Below are 14452 nucleotides of genomic sequence, written 5' to 3'. Positions count from 1 at the left end.
ATTTAAGCGCCTTTCGTTGCTTTATAAAGTTTTTTAGCATCTGCTTTTGATAGTCCGCCAAGTGTTGAGCAAGTACCCTTAGTTACTAGCTTCCATTCACCTTTATCGTTATCAACCTTTGACTGACCAGCACATGAATGGGTACCCGCTAAATTTGCACAATCGTTTTGTGCCGCTTTTGCTACGCCATAACATTTTTCTTTCTTATCTGCTGCTTCTGCTGTTGCAACAATACCTGTCGAAATTACTGCAGCTAGTGCTGCACTTACTAATAATTTATTATTCATCATTTATCCTATTATTGTTTAAATGAGCAACTAGGTCCGTTGCTCTAACCATTGTATTAATTGTTGTTGTGGTAAGCCACCTACACGTTGGTCAATAATTGCACTATTATTCACCAACATCAGCGTAGGTACACTACGTATACCATAATCAGCAGCTACACTTGCCATACTATCGACATCAATTTTAATCGTGTTAAATCTATTTTTCATCAGATCAGAGGCTCCTTCAACAATAGGAGACATTGTTTTACAAGGTCCACACCATGAAGCAGTAAAATATAACAGTGAATATTGATGCTGAGATAATAGATCATCAATTGAGTCATCTAATGTTAGTTGTTTCATCATCAAACCTTACCTAATGGGTGAATATTAGTCGTAAATTTTTTCAATTTGCGCTTCTGTTAACCCTTTAATATCGGTCCAATTAGTCTGAGCGGTTTCAATATAACCCGGAATATCTGTTACCCATTTTTTTTGCACGTCTTTATTGAGGTTTAAATATAATTTGTCACCACGGATATGCCAGGCCATCGGATCGGTATCAAATTTTTTATTCATCGTAACGCCAAAGGCACAGAAACCACCGTACTGTGGTGCATATTTACTTGGCTCAGATTTAAAAAGGTCACGGTTATCTGCCGTAGAAAACTGGTAAATAGCGCCGTTGTAAGCTGCAGTGAATTGATCTGAGCCTTTCGTTGGTGAGCCTTTAGTAAAATAAGATACCGTATCATAGCCTTTAATCGCTAAATCATTGCCATTGGCATTTACTTCAATATTCGCTGCAAAACTTAAACTGCTAACTAATAAGGCAGAAGTCGCAAAGGTAGATTTTATCAATGTTGAAATTTTCATTTTGTTGCTCCAGTAATTAATTTTTACTCTGTCATGTTCAAAGTTTGTTTATTAATAAGGATGTTTCCTTGGTTGATAATATAGGCCTTTCAATTACCTAAAAGGAATGAGATAGTCCTAACTTTGAACCCTATCGTCCAGAATAGGTATAAAGAGAGATAAAATGGATCAACTTTCAGTCATCTTGCAACGCTTTTCGATGAATACTGAGGTTTTCTTTACCGGAAATTTATGTGGTATTAGTAATTTTAATCGCGAGCAAAATCAGGGACACTTGCACTTACTTCGCAGTGGAGAGTTAACGCTGATTGATGAGCGGGGTAAACCTCAATTAATTAATGAACCGACCGTGTTATTTTTCCCAACACCTCATGCTCATCGTATTATTGGTAGTGAGCACAATCCTCCTGAATTAGTTTGCGCTAACATCATCTATAACGAAAGCTCCTCTAATCCCATTGCTAATGCTCTGCCTACGAGAATGTCCTTTACACTTGGCGAAGACGAAAAACTGAAACAAACTGCAGATTGGTTATTCGAAGAAGCGTTTCACGAACGATGTGGACGACTTCCTATGATTAATTCGTTAACCAATATCTTTCTTATTCATGTACTTCGCCATGTACTCGATAACAATATTATGCAGCACGGATTACTCGCAGGATTAGCCCACCCTCAAGTCTCCAGGGTATTATTAGCTGTTCATGATGCGCCACAGCATCAGTGGAGCTTAGAAGAAATGTCTGAGCTTGCAATGATGTCCCGTTCAAAATTTGCAGATATTTTTAAATGTACTGTTGGTCAAAGCCCTGGAGATTATTTAATTGATTGGCGTATTGTTGTGGCTAAAGGCTTATTAAAACAAGATAAATCTGTGGCCTTAGTGGCTAATGCGGTTGGTTATGAAAATGGCTCAGCATTAGCACGGGTGTTTAGAAAAAAATTGGGAATATCCCCAAAGCAGTGGCTTGAAAAAACACGCTAACTTAATTTGACTATGCGACATGACTTACCTTTTCAACGCAGCCAAAATTGGCTGCTATTAATGAAGTTATCTTTAATAATAAAACCAGCTATTGAAAAATAAATTATAAATAAAAATTTATGCAATACTGATATATTTTTATTTAACCGCCAAACCGCGAACTAAAAACATTACAATTTTTATTTGCTTAAACACTTAGCTTCAATATGATCTATTGATGAGAATATAGCGGTATATGCAGGGAGATTTTTGGTGAAAGAACATTTAGTCAATAAAAGTAACGTTAGGCGACTAACAAGCGCTGATTTCGGTCAATTATCAAGTGGTGAATCAACACAACTTTTTACCCTGCAAAACAACCGTGGGACTCAGATAAGTATCACTAACTTTGGCGGCATAATCACCGCCATTAACACCCAAGATAGCAAAGGTATTTTTGCTGATATCGTTTTAGGTTACGATAACATTGAAAGCTACGAACACGACCCTTATTATCTAGGTGCCATTATTGGTCGCTACGCCGGTAGAATTGAGCAAGGGACTTTCAGTATTGCTGATGAAACTTTTCAGCTGACCTTAAATGCTCCTGACAGCCAACTTCATGGAGGAAAAAAAGCCCTTAACAAGCAATTGTGGCAAGCCAATACATTTCAAAATAACAGCTCGGCAAGTGTAGTGCTCACTTATACTAGCCCCGATGGCGAAGAAGGTTTTCCCGGCACCGTTACTTTTAAAGTAATTTATACTTTAGATGACGATAACCAATTCACCCTTGAATATTTTGCCCACACCGATAAAACTACTATAGTCAATTTAACGCAACACAGTTATTTCAACTTGGCTGGCCATGACAGTGGTAATATTTTAGATCATCAAGTTTATATTAATGCTAACCATTTCTTACCTATGTGTGAACGTGTCTATCCGACAGGTGAAAAAGGCCCCGTTGCTGGAACGGTTCATGATTTTACCAACGCTGCAGACCTACGCACTTTGGGCGATGAAATTAACGGTGAAGATGAACAAATAAAAATTGGCTTGGGTTATGACAATTATTGGCTTTTAAATAAAGAGTCTTTAGGGGGAGAAGTGCTTGCAGCACAAGCTGTCGAAAAATCCTCTGGCCGTTGCCTAAGTATTTATTCAGACCAACCTAGCTTAATTTTATATACCGCCAATTATATTGACGGTAGCCAAATAGGTAAAGACCATTGCCGTTACCAGCCACGCGCTGCACTTTGTTTAGAAACCCAACGCGCTAATAGTTTTCACAAGGGTTGCTCTATCGACAATGTACTATTGACCCCTGAAGCAGATTTTTATAGTAAGACTCGCTGGATTTTTTCTTGTCTTTAAAATGAAGATCACAGATAAAAAGGATCGGTGATCCTTTTTATCTGCTGGTAATTACTTAACGAAAAACATGATGAGTGCACCAGCCATTGCGCCAAATAACGCCGCAAATAATATCTGCATATTTGGGTTAAAACTATTATCTTCTTCATCTGAAAACGCTTCATCAAGCGCTTCAAGTAAAACTATCTCAGTTTGTGCTATTTCAAAAACCGACGCGAGTCCAAGTACGGTATCTTGAGAAGCATTACCGTAACGTTCTACGCGTTGCACCGTTCTTAAGCTAATAGCGCAGGCATCAGCTAAATGTTGTTGGGTCCAGCCATTGGCCGTGCGAAGCTCTTTAATTTTTTTGGCATTAACATCCATCTTATTCACCAAACAACATAAATAAAACGTTAACGGCTAAAAAACCACAAAATGCACCGGCTACAAAGCAACTTGGGATGAACCACCAGAGTTTATCTTTACTGAGTTGAAGACTTTTCTTTAGCGCTTTTTTAAGTGTTTTTACATGGACATCATTTTTGATTAACGTACAGTGAGTTTCACCGGTAAACATATTAACAACATGTAATTCAACTTCATAAGAGTCTGCACCAATAGAAAAATAATGAATTGATTTACGTCTAAACGACCATTTTCCAGAGACTAATACATCATCAACATAAAGTCGCTCTTTACCATTAACCGCTGAGCAATTTAAGTAAACCGTATGGTCACCTTCAATAAAGCTATAGTTGAAACCCTTGCGAAAACTTATCGTACCTTCCAAATCTCGTTTAGCCGTTGTCATATTCGGTGGTATATTTTTTTCTGAGTTTTTCTTTGTCGTGTTTTCTACATTATTTTCCATGATGTTGCCTTAGTTAGTCTTATTGGTGTGAGGCCAGTAAAACTTTTTTCGGTAATAAAGTCTGCGTCATTGAGGTGACAGTACCCCTAAATGTCATATGACAACATCAGTGTCACATAAACTAACGTATTGAAAATATTAAACAACACAAAATAAAAGAGGGCAACATAATTGTTGCCCTCTTTTATGCTAAGTCAACCTAGTTAACTATACATCTAATAAATCTTTAATTTGTTGGGTGATTTCATCGATTCTATTAATATCTATCGGGGCAATAAAGATAGTATCATCGCCAGCTAATGTGCCTAAAATTCCGGCGGGTTCACCTAAACTGTCTAGCATTCTCGAAATCAATGGCGCACCACCAATACCGGTTTTCAAAATTATTTGCATATTATTATGCTTAACACTGACCACAACTGACTGAATAGATTGCTTTGATTTAGGTACTGCAAGCTCATCAGGTAAAATATAAACAACTTCAGTATTGGCGTTACGCATTTTAACTGCGCCAAGTTTTGACAACAAACGAGATATTTTCGCTTGTGACATGTTTTTAAAACCTTGCTTATCTAAAGCTTCAGCGAGCTGACTTTGTGAACCGTAGCATTGATCTTTTAATAAGGATTTGAATGCTAAAACTAATTCTGCTTCATTTTTTTTACGGCTAGAAATCATATCTTCGCTGGTACAGTGGTTATATTATTTTTTATTTTAAGCGATTAACACTATATTCACCTAGACAAATTTATAAAAAGTAGTGTTAACTTTGTATTTTCACTAAAGAAATAACACCTAAGGATACAAGGCTACATAAATAAAGCCTTAGCCTAAAACAAAAAAAAGTAAAAAGTGGGTAATAAACATCTGAATATAAAGACTTTTATGACAGTTCTGCGCGAGGATGTACCGTTCTTTCATTCCATTAGTATACGGATTTACCCTTCGTTGCTTTTGATTTACTGCTGAGACGCTAAGCAGCAATTTTACTTTACTCGATAGTTATACATATTTACTTGCTTACAATTTTTAAACATTTTTCAAACGCATATGTCTGACAAAATTTGCTTACATTTGTTAACATTTAGTTATATAAAAAATAATAAGAATTTATCGAAGAATCATGAACAATCATCTTCCAAAGACAGATCGCTTAATAGGCTGTAAATTATGTTGAGTAAAAACTTAATAAAAAGTACCTATCAACTCTTTTTTTTATTACTGACATTTATATCAGTACCCGCTTTAGCTGCTGATCCACAACATGAAAATGAAACTACGGTCTTTGATAAAACATTCAGCTGGCAAGCTATGGGTGGGATCTCAGGTATTTACCAACAGAGTCAATTAATGGGGGTTGAGCCATCAGAATTTGAAGATTACCTTAATATTTCACTGTTACTTGATGTTTATTACAAAGGTTTTTTTATCCAATCAAATCATCGTCGCTCTGATGCTGTCACGCTAGGAGGTGAAATAGGCTACGAACTCATTGTTGAAGACAATTGGGAACTCGATATTATCACCAAAACTTATGTACAGGGTTATCAGCCTAAAGAATTAATAAAAAATAGCGACTCTGGTATCGCCACCTTACTCGGTTTACAAGAAAGAGACTCGGGTGAAGGGTTAGGCTTTCGTTATTCCCACTTTTATGACGATGCTATTTTATCGGTCGATGTCGCCGCACTTATCACCGATGGCTGGGTGGCTGATATCTTTTATAGCAAGTTACTTCCCTATAGAAATTGGGACATTTATCTTGGCGCAGGTCTTACCCACTATTCAGCACAAGTGACTGATTACTTTGTCGGTGTTAATAAAAATGAAGTTTCAGATATGCGTTCTTTTTATAAACCCGGTAGCAGTTATAAAGCACAATTAGAAGTATTTGCTCGCTACCCTATATCTCAAAAGTGGTCGTTTAATGGCGGTGTAACTCAAAGTTATTATTCTGCTTCTTATAATGACAGCCCTCTGATTGGCCAGCAACACTTAACACAAGTGATGTTAGGGGTACTTTATGTCTTTTAAATTTAGCAAAGGACATGCTAAAAAGTGGTTATTATTAAGCTGTTTATTCGCGGGTTTGACGTCTAGTGTCGCCGCAGAAATAACGCAGGAGAAACAAGTTCAGCAGCTCGAAAAATCGCCAGAAAATCACGTGAGCTTTTCAGCACAGCCAGCTAACTGTATTGCTTTGCGATATGGTAGAACCTGCTACGCTAACGTAAAAATAAATTGGACTAGCGATATTAAGCAAGATTATTGTCTATTGATTAAACAAGAAAAAACAGCACGAACAGTTCAGCAAAACATAAAATGTTGGAAAAGTAGCAATGGCAACGAAATTATTTTTAATTTTGAATCAAATAAGAAAATTGAATTCCAGCTGATGTCCTCTAAAGACAAGCAAGTTATTGCAGAAACCGCAGTAGAAGTAAGCTGGGTGCACGAAGCAACCCCAAGAAAACGTCGCTGGCGTATATTTTAATGCTAACGTCAGATGTAATAAGGATAAAAAAATGACCAGTCGAATCTTATTAGTAGAAGATGATTTAACCTTAGCTGATTGGGTTTGTGAGTATCTTCGCGAACAAAATTTTATTGTTGATCATGTCGCTCGTGGTGACTTAGTCATGGCCGCCATGGCAAAATTTCAACCACAATTGGTATTGCTCGATATTATGTTACCTGGTTTGAATGGTATTGAAGTCTGCCGATTGATTCGCCAGGAAAGTCAATTACCGATAATAATGCTCACCGCTAGAGCGGATGAGTTTGATGAAGTTATAGGCTTAGAGGCCGGCGCTAATGACTACGTAATAAAACCTGTTCGTCCACGTGCCCTACTAGCGAGAATAACGGGTGCGCTTAAGCATAGCGCTCCAACCGAATCATCTACGCAAATAATAACCTTCGGTTCACTCATTATTAATGGTGAAGCTAAGCGAGTCACCTATAAAAATGAAGAGGTGGAATTATCGACCAGTTTATTTGCCTTTTTAACTTTTCTTGCTAGCCATGCTGGCGAAGTTGTTGACAGAGACACCGTATTTAAAGCGTTAAAAAGTCGCGAATATGACGGACAAGATCGCCGTTTTGATGTGATGCTTTCAACACTACGGAAAATATTTAAAGACGATCCACAAAAACCACAAAAATTTAAAACGGTTTGGGGTAAAGGCTATTTATTTGTGGCCGATGCGTGGGCTGAATAAAAAATGAAACGCTTGTATATCAGTATGGTAGTTGCCGTGTTGGGGGCATTATTCATTATAAGTTGGGGACTAGATAAACTGGTCGCAAAACAAGGTAATGAACATGAAAATACAGAGTTAGTGGTTTACCAGAAACTCATTGATGGTTTTGAGCAACAGTTATCAAGCATAAAAGCTGATGAATTATTAGAAAAAACCAATCAATTAGCAAAGAACTTTCAAGTCAATGTTTCACTTGAAAGTACCGATAACATTGCTTTGCCACCCTCTTTACTGGCACAACTCTCACAATCAGGTGGTTTATTACTCGCTTCTCAAGATGATGCTTATTTATTAAGAAAGATATCCTTGTATCCACAAACGCTGATACATTTACAATTACCACCGATGGTGCCAGAAAATGAACAAGAAAATTTACTTTTCACCTTGATCCTCTATCTAGGTATTTGTGGTATTTTACTGCTCTGGCTGTTGCCATTAACTCGTCGCCTTTATTTACTGACATTTGCCGCTGCTAAAATTGGCGCTGGCGATCTATCAATACGTGTTCCTTATAACCGTTTATCTTATATAAATACCTTAGAAAGCAGCTTTAATAATATGGCGGCGCGCATAGAGAAATTGGTTGCTGACAATAAAATTCTTGCCCGCAGTATTTCCCATGATATTCGCACACCTATGTCATGCCTGCGATTTGGCGTTGAAGCCGCATTAGACTGTGATGATTTAAACAAAAAAAACAACTATCTTTTGCGTATGGAAAACGAATTGACCCGCATGGAAGATATGACAACTGCTTTTCTTGACTATGCGGGTATGGAACGACAGAGCTTTCATTTAAATACCGAATTAATTGATGTCAATAATCTCATTGAACTGGTGACCAGCGACTGTCAATCATTAGCAGAACAACATAATATTAAATTAACTTGCCAGTCATTAAACATAGAGAAATTCTATTCTTTAGACTTTCATTGGTGTTATCGCGCCGCATTAAACTTAGTGAGTAATGCTATTCAGCATGCCAATTCACAAGTCATATTATCGGTAGAGCTAACCCAGCAAGGGTTTTCCATTGCAGTAGAAGATGACGGTAAAGGTATTCCAAAAGATAAACGAGACGTCATTTTTTCACCTTTTATAAAACTTGATAGTTCACGTTCACGAGAGCAAGGACACTTTGGTTTAGGGCTTGCTATTAGCGCTAAAGTGATGGACTGGCATCAAGGCACCATTAAAGTCATTGCAGGTCTTCATTTATCAGGTGCACGATTTATTTTACTCTTTCCAGCGCAGAGTCAAATTGAAAAATAATAAACATTTACAATAGTTTGCTACCAAGACAACTTGTGATGATAATAAGATGAGTGTGCTATTATCGTTATCATTTACAGAAAGAATGGCCAATTGGTGACTGCTATTTTGCATTAGTACCCTATTAAGTTAATTGCCGCCCTCTACTTACGGTAAATATGAGTAATGCTAAAGCTTTAACTTCCCATATTTATAACTTTCTATTAGTATACCGCCTGATTTCATCTTGATAAAATTAACTAAAGCCTTTTAAAATAAAGGACTATTTTGTTTTTTATTTTTCAAAACTAAACACTAGCAGTAAATAACTATGAGTAAAGTTGTTAATAACACCTCCCTAAAACAAGTGCTAACGAACTATCGATGTTCTGTTGATCAATGTAGCGTATCTCCTTTAGGGAATGGCTTAATTAATAGCACTTACTTAGTGCGAAATATTAACGATAATTTTGTTTTACAACAAATAAACAAAAACGTTTTCAAAAAGCCAGAAGACGTCATTAATAATGCGGAATTGATTAACCAACATTTATTAGCAAAAAAGCAGCAGAATTTATATTCGCTATCGCCAATATGGCAAATACCAACTATCGATAAACAACCTTTTGTTATTGATGAACACAAAGAGTACTGGCGTGCTATTGGCTACATACCGAACTGTTTTACTGTTGAAGAAGTTGAAAACCCCGTACAAGCACGGCAGGTTGGCTCAGCTTTTGCGCAATTTACAGCAGCATTAAGTGACTTTTCTGCAACATCATTAACCGAAACCATTCCTGACTTTCATAATTTATCTAAACGAATGGATGATTTAAAAACGGTAGTCAATACCAATGCTAAGCAGCGTTTATCTTCATGCCAAGCACTCGTTGATTTTTGTTTTGCACAGCAAGTTTTTATTGATGAAGTCGCTAGCCTTACCCAACAACTTCCGCTGCAAGTTACCCATAACGATACTAAAATTAATAATTTATTATTTTGTGCTAAATCCAACCAACCACTTGCTGTCATTGATTTAGATACCTGCATGCAAGGATATCTTATGCATGACTTTGGTGACATGGTAAGAACTTGCTGTTCAAATTTACCTGAAGATGGCAAAGATTTAACAAAGATGGCCGTTAGATTTGATATTTACAGTGCGCTAGCGCAAGGCTACATAGAAGCTTTTGGTGACAAAATGTCGGCACTTGAACGACAAAGCTTAACAATTGGCGCACAATTATTACCTTTTATGCTCGGCGTTCGATTCTTAACTGATTATCTAGATGGAGATAATTACTTTCACGTTAAGCATCAAAGTCATAATGTAGAACGTGCTAAAAATCAGCTTAACCTTTATCAGTTGTTACATAAGGATCGTGAAAAACTGAATAAAATAACCACTGATTGTGCCCTCGCCATAAGTTAACCCCTGCTGTTGCCTTTGGTCAGACTTATAAACGGGGTAAAGTTATATTAAAGGCGACACGACCTGCTAATCAATCAATTCTACCTTCTTTATTGAGTGTTACTTTGCCACTTTTGCGATTAGAGACACAAGTTATAATGAGTGAAGAATCCAATAAAGTATCTTATATTTGACGAGTTTGACCTTGTTGTTATTGTTTGTTTTTTAACCTACACTATTTTAAAAATATAATAATAAGAATAATAATGGCTCGATATAATAACGTCACCCCAAGGTTTGTTAAATACGCCATGTTAGCAAGCATTGCATTTATATTGATAATTGCCAGTAACTTAGTTAATAACATCACAACATTTACTAAAAACGATAATGAACAACAATTTGTGGAAGTAAGCACATTGCAAACTGGCATTGGTCAGCAGACTCGATTCTCGCTCTCTGATGGTTCAAGAGTTAAGCTCAACACCAATAGCCTAATCGAAGTCAATTTTTCAAAAAAAATGCGCTTATTAACGCTTATAAAAGGCGAAGCGAGCTTTGATGTTACTAAAGATAAAAGTCGACCCTTTATGGTCATGGTGGGTGAAAGATCATTTACCGCCTTAGGGACCATTTTAATATAGAAAAAAAATCAAACAAAAATATCGAGCTTGTTGTGACCAAAGGCCGTGTTTTAATTACCGAGTCATACCAGCCCATCGATAAATTAGTTAAACAACAAACAAGGTTAACAACAGAAAATTTGCCTGGGGTAGTGATTGCGTCAGGTGAAATTGCCACCATAGAAAATAGTGCCTTCACTGCAAATAAAAGCACGTCTTTTGAACAAATTCAGCGAGTACTCGCTTGGCAACAAGGTATGTTAGTTTTTAATGGTCAACCCTTAGATGAAGCTTTAACTGAAGTTAGTCGCTATACCACCATAAAGTTTGAAATCATTGATAGTAAACTCAACCAAACAAAAGTATCAGGCTACTTTAAAGCTAACGATATCGATGGGCTACTTGAATCTTTAAAAAACAACTTTAATGTTCAATTCGAAAAAGTAAATAATAACATCATTCGCTTAAGCCTAAACACCGAAGAAAATCACTAAAGCATTTATTGCTAAGCTGGCGCCGAATACCGCTTTTAAAAGTATTATCTCATTTACTAAAAAAGCAAAGTGCTAAGACTTTGCTTTTTTAGGTTTTAAGGTTAAGCATATTAAATTATTAATATTAGCTATCAGGGTCAAGACCCTGCTTAATTTTTTCTATTCGCTCTTGGTGCCTATGATGCGCTTTCAATGCATTAACAGAAAAGGCGCCAACAATAGCAATAATGGGTATTAATAATGCGAGTGTTGCCGGATTAAGTAGTGTTTCTAACCATCCCATCAGTAAGTCCTTTTAAAATTATTAATTAAGCATTAACGGTTATTCTTCGAAATAAGTCCCCCAACCATCATAATCAACTTTACAAAGGCTGGCTAACTCAAACATTTTTTTAGTCTCTTCGAAAATAATCTCTTCATCGAGCGGTTGTTCAGTAATAATATCAAAAGCGAAAACTTTATCACCATTTTCTAGCTCGGCTTCTTCAGGGTCTTCTATTTCTAAACCCATTTTAAAAGCGGTAATAGCCGCTTTTTCTAGCAGATCAAAATCTGTACTAGAAAAATGATGCTCAATAGTGTGATGTACCTCTTCGTTGGTACCATCTTCGATAAGGGCATTCACCAAATTATTGGTGTGATCTTGCCATTGTTGCAAATCTTCATCTATCATCATGATCTCTATTTTTAAACTTTATTTTTTAGGATTAGCTCGTTTCCAGACTCTTTACTGAGCTCAGCAATTTTCACAAGCATACTTTTATGGGCGGTGTTAGCGACTTCTCTAATACTTTCTTTAGCTTGGTTATTAAAATATATAGGCTCTAATAGCTCAATAATCAATTTACCGTTGTTCCAACGACCTAATTTTATCTTGCCGTGTAAATTACTAACACAAACAGGAATAATAGGTACATTTGCTTGTTGCGCTGTTCGAAATGCGCCAGTTTTAAAAGGCAGTAAACCTTTACCATTACTTCTAGTTCCTTCTGGAAATAACCACACAGACAACTCTTTTTCAGTAATCTTTTTTGCAGTTAACGCTATGGTATTAATGGCTTTACTTGAATTTGAACGATCAATTAAAATGTTACCCGTTAACCAATACATTTGGCCGAAAAAAGGGATCCACTTTAAACTTTTTTTACCAACACTAACAGTAGAAGGCTGAACAGCTGCACTAACAGTAAAAATATCGTAGCTATTTTGGTGGTTACATATATAAACTGCAGGTCCAATATCTTTAATACTTTCGGGTATTCTAACCTCAATAGTTAGGCCTAAAAGTGTAGAGACCTTACTCAAATAATGTGAGGTATGATAGACATTATTACGATGAAAGGGTCGTAAAATACTATAAATACAAGCAGCACAACAAATAAAGACTAAAGCTAGTGTCATGACAATAAAGCGAATTATGGCTAACAAATTTACATCCTAATTAATATATATCGGCGCAGTATACCTTATAGATGTTCGACAACAAAATTCCTTTTTATTAACTAAAATGGGGGTAAACAGCTATTATTTATCTAATGGAAATTATCGGGCTATTTGAAGTTCTCTATATTTCATATAAAGAACTTTTAAACGCTCATATCAATACTGCGTAAAAAAGTCTGTAATATCTCTTTATCACCACGGGCATCTAATTCATCAATAACGATTTGCAAGGCAAGCATATCAATTCCTACCCCAAAAGCATCACGTAACGAAGATGGGCCTAGTATAGGCAAAACTAAATAAGGTCCTGGGGCAATGCCCCATTAACCCAGTGTTTGACCAAAGTCTTCATTTTGTTCATCTAGACCTATTTTCGTTACTGCATCAAATACACCAAAAATACCAAGAGTGGTATTTACCGTAAAATGACCAAGAGTTTCAACGCCAACACTAGGTTTACTTGTAAAAGTGCGTTGATAAAAACAGAAAACCCTCATACGTTTGTAAAAAATACTAACCGCTCTTTCAACAAAGTCAGGTGTTATCGCTTTATAACCAGCAACAACAGGTAAAGTATGTATTCGTCTGCTTTTGCATAAAGTCATACATACGTCGATTGAACCCTTGCCAAGGATCGTCATATCGATTAGTAACCGCTATTTTTTGATAGACTAAAGACAACTTCACTCGAGGCGCTTCGACATTACCTTCAATAAAAGACAAATAAATAGGGTCATTAAAGCCAACTATTTCACACTCAATATTTTATTAAGCTAAATACTCTCGTTGTTTTTTATACTGTGTTGACCAAGGTTAATTCTTCGACTAATCAAATATTAAGCGATATAAAGTGGTATTTAAGCTAAATATAACGCCTTTTTTTCAATACTTGCCTATAGTTAACATCTAGTAAAAGTTAATTAAAATAATAAAAACATTAATTTTTTGGAATAGGTTATCTCATGAAAATATTGATAAAATGGATGCTATCACTACTATTTACCTTAAGTGTATTACCTAATGCACAAGCCTACGACGATGAAAAAATAGTACCAAGCGCTATAGAGGGATCCTTAATTAGTGACTGGGCCAATTCGGCGGTAATTTTTGAGGCTTTAGATAAAGGTTATGATTTAGAAGCCATAGGGTTCCCTCTGACAAGCAAAGCCACTGCCCCATCTGAGACACGATTAATCAACAAATCTGAAACTCACCAAATAGCGATCGTTTTTGATAATAAAGCTTTTAGTGCCCAAAGTGGTTTTTCACACCAGGGGCTTGATCAAATTAATGAACAGACTTTTTTTATTCAAGGCAGTTACCGAGTACTACAACAAGAAAATTTTGCCTTACTTGTTACTGCAAAAATAGAGTCTTTAAGTGATCACTCAATCTACCAGTTTTACAGTAATGACTTTGTTTCAAGCGAAGTATCTTCCAGAGATATTAACGGCGCAAAATCCTATGCTAGGTTTGGTATTCTAGGTCAATATTCAATAAACAATAACTGGTATGTGAGCGGAGGGTTAACATCAACAGCTCATGAAGATTCTACAAACAATTTACCTATTAATAATATTCAAAAAGAACAAGTAGCGATATTTGGCACCACCTATATTTTTTAATCT

The 14452-nt window shown here is 36.3% G+C and carries 19 protein-coding genes and 1 pseudogene; 10 read left to right on the top strand and 10 right to left on the bottom strand.

All coding sequences use genetic code 11. The annotated features are described in order from the left end of the window. Nucleotides 1-2 precede the first annotated feature (2 nt). Genes H4J57_RS06720 through H4J57_RS06710 form a run of 3 tightly spaced genes read right to left on the bottom strand, consistent with a single transcriptional unit; the run spans nt 3 to nt 1145 of the window. On the bottom strand, nt 3-287 hold the full coding sequence (locus tag H4J57_RS06720; RefSeq protein ID WP_182242313.1) for a DUF2282 domain-containing protein: 285 nt from the start codon (nt 285-287) through the stop codon (nt 3-5). Between the two features lie 30 nt (nt 288-317). Further along, a complete protein-coding gene (locus H4J57_RS06715; RefSeq protein ID WP_182242312.1) occupies nt 318-635 on the bottom strand; it encodes a co-chaperone YbbN in 318 nt (105 codons plus the stop codon). Between the two features lie 24 nt (nt 636-659). Beyond that, complete coding sequence (locus tag H4J57_RS06710; protein ID WP_070375769.1) at nt 660-1145, bottom strand: YHS domain-containing (seleno)protein; 486 nt, start codon at nt 1143-1145, stop codon at nt 660-662. A gap of 163 nt (nt 1146-1308) precedes the next feature. On the opposite strand from H4J57_RS06710, the gene H4J57_RS06705 reads away from it, so the two are divergent. Next, the gene (locus H4J57_RS06705) at nt 1309-2130 is read left to right on the top strand and encodes an AraC family transcriptional regulator (protein WP_182242311.1); all 822 of its coding nucleotides are present in this window, start codon (nt 1309-1311) and stop codon (nt 2128-2130) included. 252 nt (nt 2131-2382) lie between these two features. Then, nucleotides 2383-3486, top strand: a complete 1104-nt coding sequence (locus H4J57_RS06700; RefSeq protein ID WP_182242310.1) for an aldose epimerase family protein — start codon at nt 2383-2385, stop codon at nt 3484-3486. Between the two features lie 51 nt (nt 3487-3537). On the opposite strand, the gene H4J57_RS06695 is transcribed toward H4J57_RS06700, so the two are convergent. The 3 genes from H4J57_RS06695 to argR form a co-directional block, all read right to left on the bottom strand. Then, nucleotides 3538-3852 (bottom strand): helix-turn-helix domain-containing protein, encoded by a 315-nt coding sequence (locus H4J57_RS06695; RefSeq protein WP_182221753.1) that lies wholly within the window; start codon nt 3850-3852, stop codon nt 3538-3540. 1 nt (nt 3853) lies between these two features. Next, a complete protein-coding gene (locus H4J57_RS06690) occupies nt 3854-4339 on the bottom strand; it encodes a hypothetical protein (protein WP_182242309.1) in 486 nt (161 codons plus the stop codon). Between the two features lie 207 nt (nt 4340-4546). Beyond that, nucleotides 4547-5017: a transcriptional regulator ArgR gene (gene argR / locus H4J57_RS06685; protein WP_070375764.1), complete on the bottom strand. Its 471-nt coding sequence runs from the start codon at nt 5015-5017 to the stop codon at nt 4547-4549. Between the two features lie 492 nt (nt 5018-5509). On the opposite strand from argR, the gene H4J57_RS06680 reads away from it, so the two are divergent. The 7 genes from H4J57_RS06680 to H4J57_RS20275 all read left to right on the top strand — a co-directional run bounded on the left by H4J57_RS06680 (nt 5510) and on the right by H4J57_RS20275 (nt 11381). Beyond that, a complete protein-coding gene (locus H4J57_RS06680; protein ID WP_182213719.1) occupies nt 5510-6373 on the top strand; it encodes a MipA/OmpV family protein in 864 nt (287 codons plus the stop codon). Beyond that, nucleotides 6363-6833 (top strand): DUF3019 domain-containing protein, encoded by a 471-nt coding sequence (locus tag H4J57_RS06675; protein ID WP_182242308.1) that lies wholly within the window; start codon nt 6363-6365, stop codon nt 6831-6833. Before H4J57_RS06680 ends, H4J57_RS06675 begins: the two co-directional genes overlap by 11 nt. Before the next feature lie 31 nt (nt 6834-6864). Continuing rightward, nucleotides 6865-7560: a response regulator transcription factor gene (locus tag H4J57_RS06670; protein ID WP_182169277.1), complete on the top strand. Its 696-nt coding sequence runs from the start codon at nt 6865-6867 to the stop codon at nt 7558-7560. A 3-nt stretch (nt 7561-7563) separates the two neighbouring features. Then, a complete protein-coding gene (locus tag H4J57_RS06665) occupies nt 7564-8874 on the top strand; it encodes an ATP-binding protein (RefSeq protein WP_182242307.1) in 1311 nt (436 codons plus the stop codon). Nucleotides 8875-9184: 310 nt separating this feature from the next. Next, a complete protein-coding gene (locus tag H4J57_RS06660) occupies nt 9185-10285 on the top strand; it encodes a phosphotransferase enzyme family protein (RefSeq protein ID WP_182242306.1) in 1101 nt (366 codons plus the stop codon). A gap of 245 nt (nt 10286-10530) precedes the next feature. Continuing rightward, the gene (locus H4J57_RS06655; RefSeq protein WP_182242305.1) at nt 10531-10908 is read left to right on the top strand and encodes a FecR family protein; all 378 of its coding nucleotides are present in this window, start codon (nt 10531-10533) and stop codon (nt 10906-10908) included. 32 nt (nt 10909-10940) lie between these two features. Continuing rightward, complete coding sequence (locus tag H4J57_RS20275; protein WP_182242304.1) at nt 10941-11381, top strand: FecR domain-containing protein; 441 nt, start codon at nt 10941-10943, stop codon at nt 11379-11381. A 124-nt stretch (nt 11382-11505) separates the two neighbouring features. Here the strand turns inward: H4J57_RS20275 and H4J57_RS06645 are convergent, their stop codons facing one another. The 4 genes and pseudogenes from H4J57_RS06645 to H4J57_RS19975 all read right to left on the bottom strand — a co-directional run bounded on the left by H4J57_RS06645 (nt 11506) and on the right by H4J57_RS19975 (nt 13429). Then, nucleotides 11506-11664 carry a hypothetical protein gene (locus H4J57_RS06645; RefSeq protein ID WP_182213728.1) on the bottom strand — a complete coding sequence of 53 codons (159 nt, stop codon included), beginning with the start codon at nt 11662-11664 and terminating at the stop codon, nt 11506-11508. A 39-nt stretch (nt 11665-11703) separates the two neighbouring features. Continuing rightward, the gene (gene rraB / locus H4J57_RS06640) at nt 11704-12057 is read right to left on the bottom strand and encodes a ribonuclease E inhibitor RraB (protein ID WP_259364676.1); all 354 of its coding nucleotides are present in this window, start codon (nt 12055-12057) and stop codon (nt 11704-11706) included. An 11-nt stretch (nt 12058-12068) separates the two neighbouring features. Then, a complete protein-coding gene (locus H4J57_RS06635; protein WP_182213730.1) occupies nt 12069-12809 on the bottom strand; it encodes a 1-acylglycerol-3-phosphate O-acyltransferase in 741 nt (246 codons plus the stop codon). A gap of 158 nt (nt 12810-12967) precedes the next feature. Further along, a pseudogene (locus H4J57_RS19975) lies at nt 12968-13429 on the bottom strand (MlaA family lipoprotein). A 357-nt stretch (nt 13430-13786) separates the two neighbouring features. On the opposite strand from H4J57_RS19975, the gene H4J57_RS06620 reads away from it, so the two are divergent. Then, nucleotides 13787-14449 carry a hypothetical protein gene (locus tag H4J57_RS06620; RefSeq protein ID WP_182213732.1) on the top strand — a complete coding sequence of 221 codons (663 nt, stop codon included), beginning with the start codon at nt 13787-13789 and terminating at the stop codon, nt 14447-14449. Nucleotides 14450-14452 lie beyond the last annotated feature (3 nt).

This window comes from Colwellia sp. BRX8-7 (genome assembly GCF_014077275.1).
GTDB lineage: Bacteria > Pseudomonadota > Gammaproteobacteria > Enterobacterales > Alteromonadaceae > Colwellia_A.
The sequence above is the reverse complement of the archived record's forward strand: the minus strand, read 5'-3'. Positions and strand labels throughout refer to the sequence as shown.

What these genes read in the sequence shown, in the direction of transcription:
- H4J57_RS06720 (WP_182242313.1), bottom strand. Translation starts at nt 287, where the DNA reads ATGAATAATAAATTATTAGTAAGTGCAGCACTAGCTGCAGTAATTTCG.
- H4J57_RS06715 (WP_182242312.1), bottom strand. Translation starts at nt 635, where the DNA reads ATGATGAAACAACTAACATTAGATGACTCAATTGATGATCTATTATCT.
- H4J57_RS06710 (WP_070375769.1), bottom strand. Translation starts at nt 1,145, where the DNA reads ATGAAAATTTCAACATTGATAAAATCTACCTTTGCGACTTCTGCCTTA.
- H4J57_RS06705 (WP_182242311.1), top strand. Translation starts at nt 1,309, where the DNA reads ATGGATCAACTTTCAGTCATCTTGCAACGCTTTTCGATGAATACTGAG.
- H4J57_RS06695 (WP_182221753.1), bottom strand. Translation starts at nt 3,852, where the DNA reads ATGGATGTTAATGCCAAAAAAATTAAAGAGCTTCGCACGGCCAATGGC.
- H4J57_RS06690 (WP_182242309.1), bottom strand. Translation starts at nt 4,339, where the DNA reads ATGGAAAATAATGTAGAAAACACGACAAAGAAAAACTCAGAAAAAAAT.
- argR (WP_070375764.1), bottom strand. Translation starts at nt 5,017, where the DNA reads ATGATTTCTAGCCGTAAAAAAAATGAAGCAGAATTAGTTTTAGCATTC.
- H4J57_RS06680 (WP_182213719.1), top strand. Translation starts at nt 5,510, where the DNA reads ATGTTGAGTAAAAACTTAATAAAAAGTACCTATCAACTCTTTTTTTTA.
- H4J57_RS06675 (WP_182242308.1), top strand. Translation starts at nt 6,363, where the DNA reads ATGTCTTTTAAATTTAGCAAAGGACATGCTAAAAAGTGGTTATTATTA.
- H4J57_RS06670 (WP_182169277.1), top strand. Translation starts at nt 6,865, where the DNA reads ATGACCAGTCGAATCTTATTAGTAGAAGATGATTTAACCTTAGCTGAT.
- H4J57_RS06665 (WP_182242307.1), top strand. Translation starts at nt 7,564, where the DNA reads ATGAAACGCTTGTATATCAGTATGGTAGTTGCCGTGTTGGGGGCATTA.
- H4J57_RS06660 (WP_182242306.1), top strand. Translation starts at nt 9,185, where the DNA reads ATGAGTAAAGTTGTTAATAACACCTCCCTAAAACAAGTGCTAACGAAC.
- H4J57_RS06655 (WP_182242305.1), top strand. Translation starts at nt 10,531, where the DNA reads ATGGCTCGATATAATAACGTCACCCCAAGGTTTGTTAAATACGCCATG.
- H4J57_RS06645 (WP_182213728.1), bottom strand. Translation starts at nt 11,664, where the DNA reads ATGGGATGGTTAGAAACACTACTTAATCCGGCAACACTCGCATTATTA.
- rraB (WP_259364676.1), bottom strand. Translation starts at nt 12,057, where the DNA reads ATGATGATAGATGAAGATTTGCAACAATGGCAAGATCACACCAATAAT.
- H4J57_RS06620 (WP_182213732.1), top strand. Translation starts at nt 13,787, where the DNA reads ATGAAAATATTGATAAAATGGATGCTATCACTACTATTTACCTTAAGT.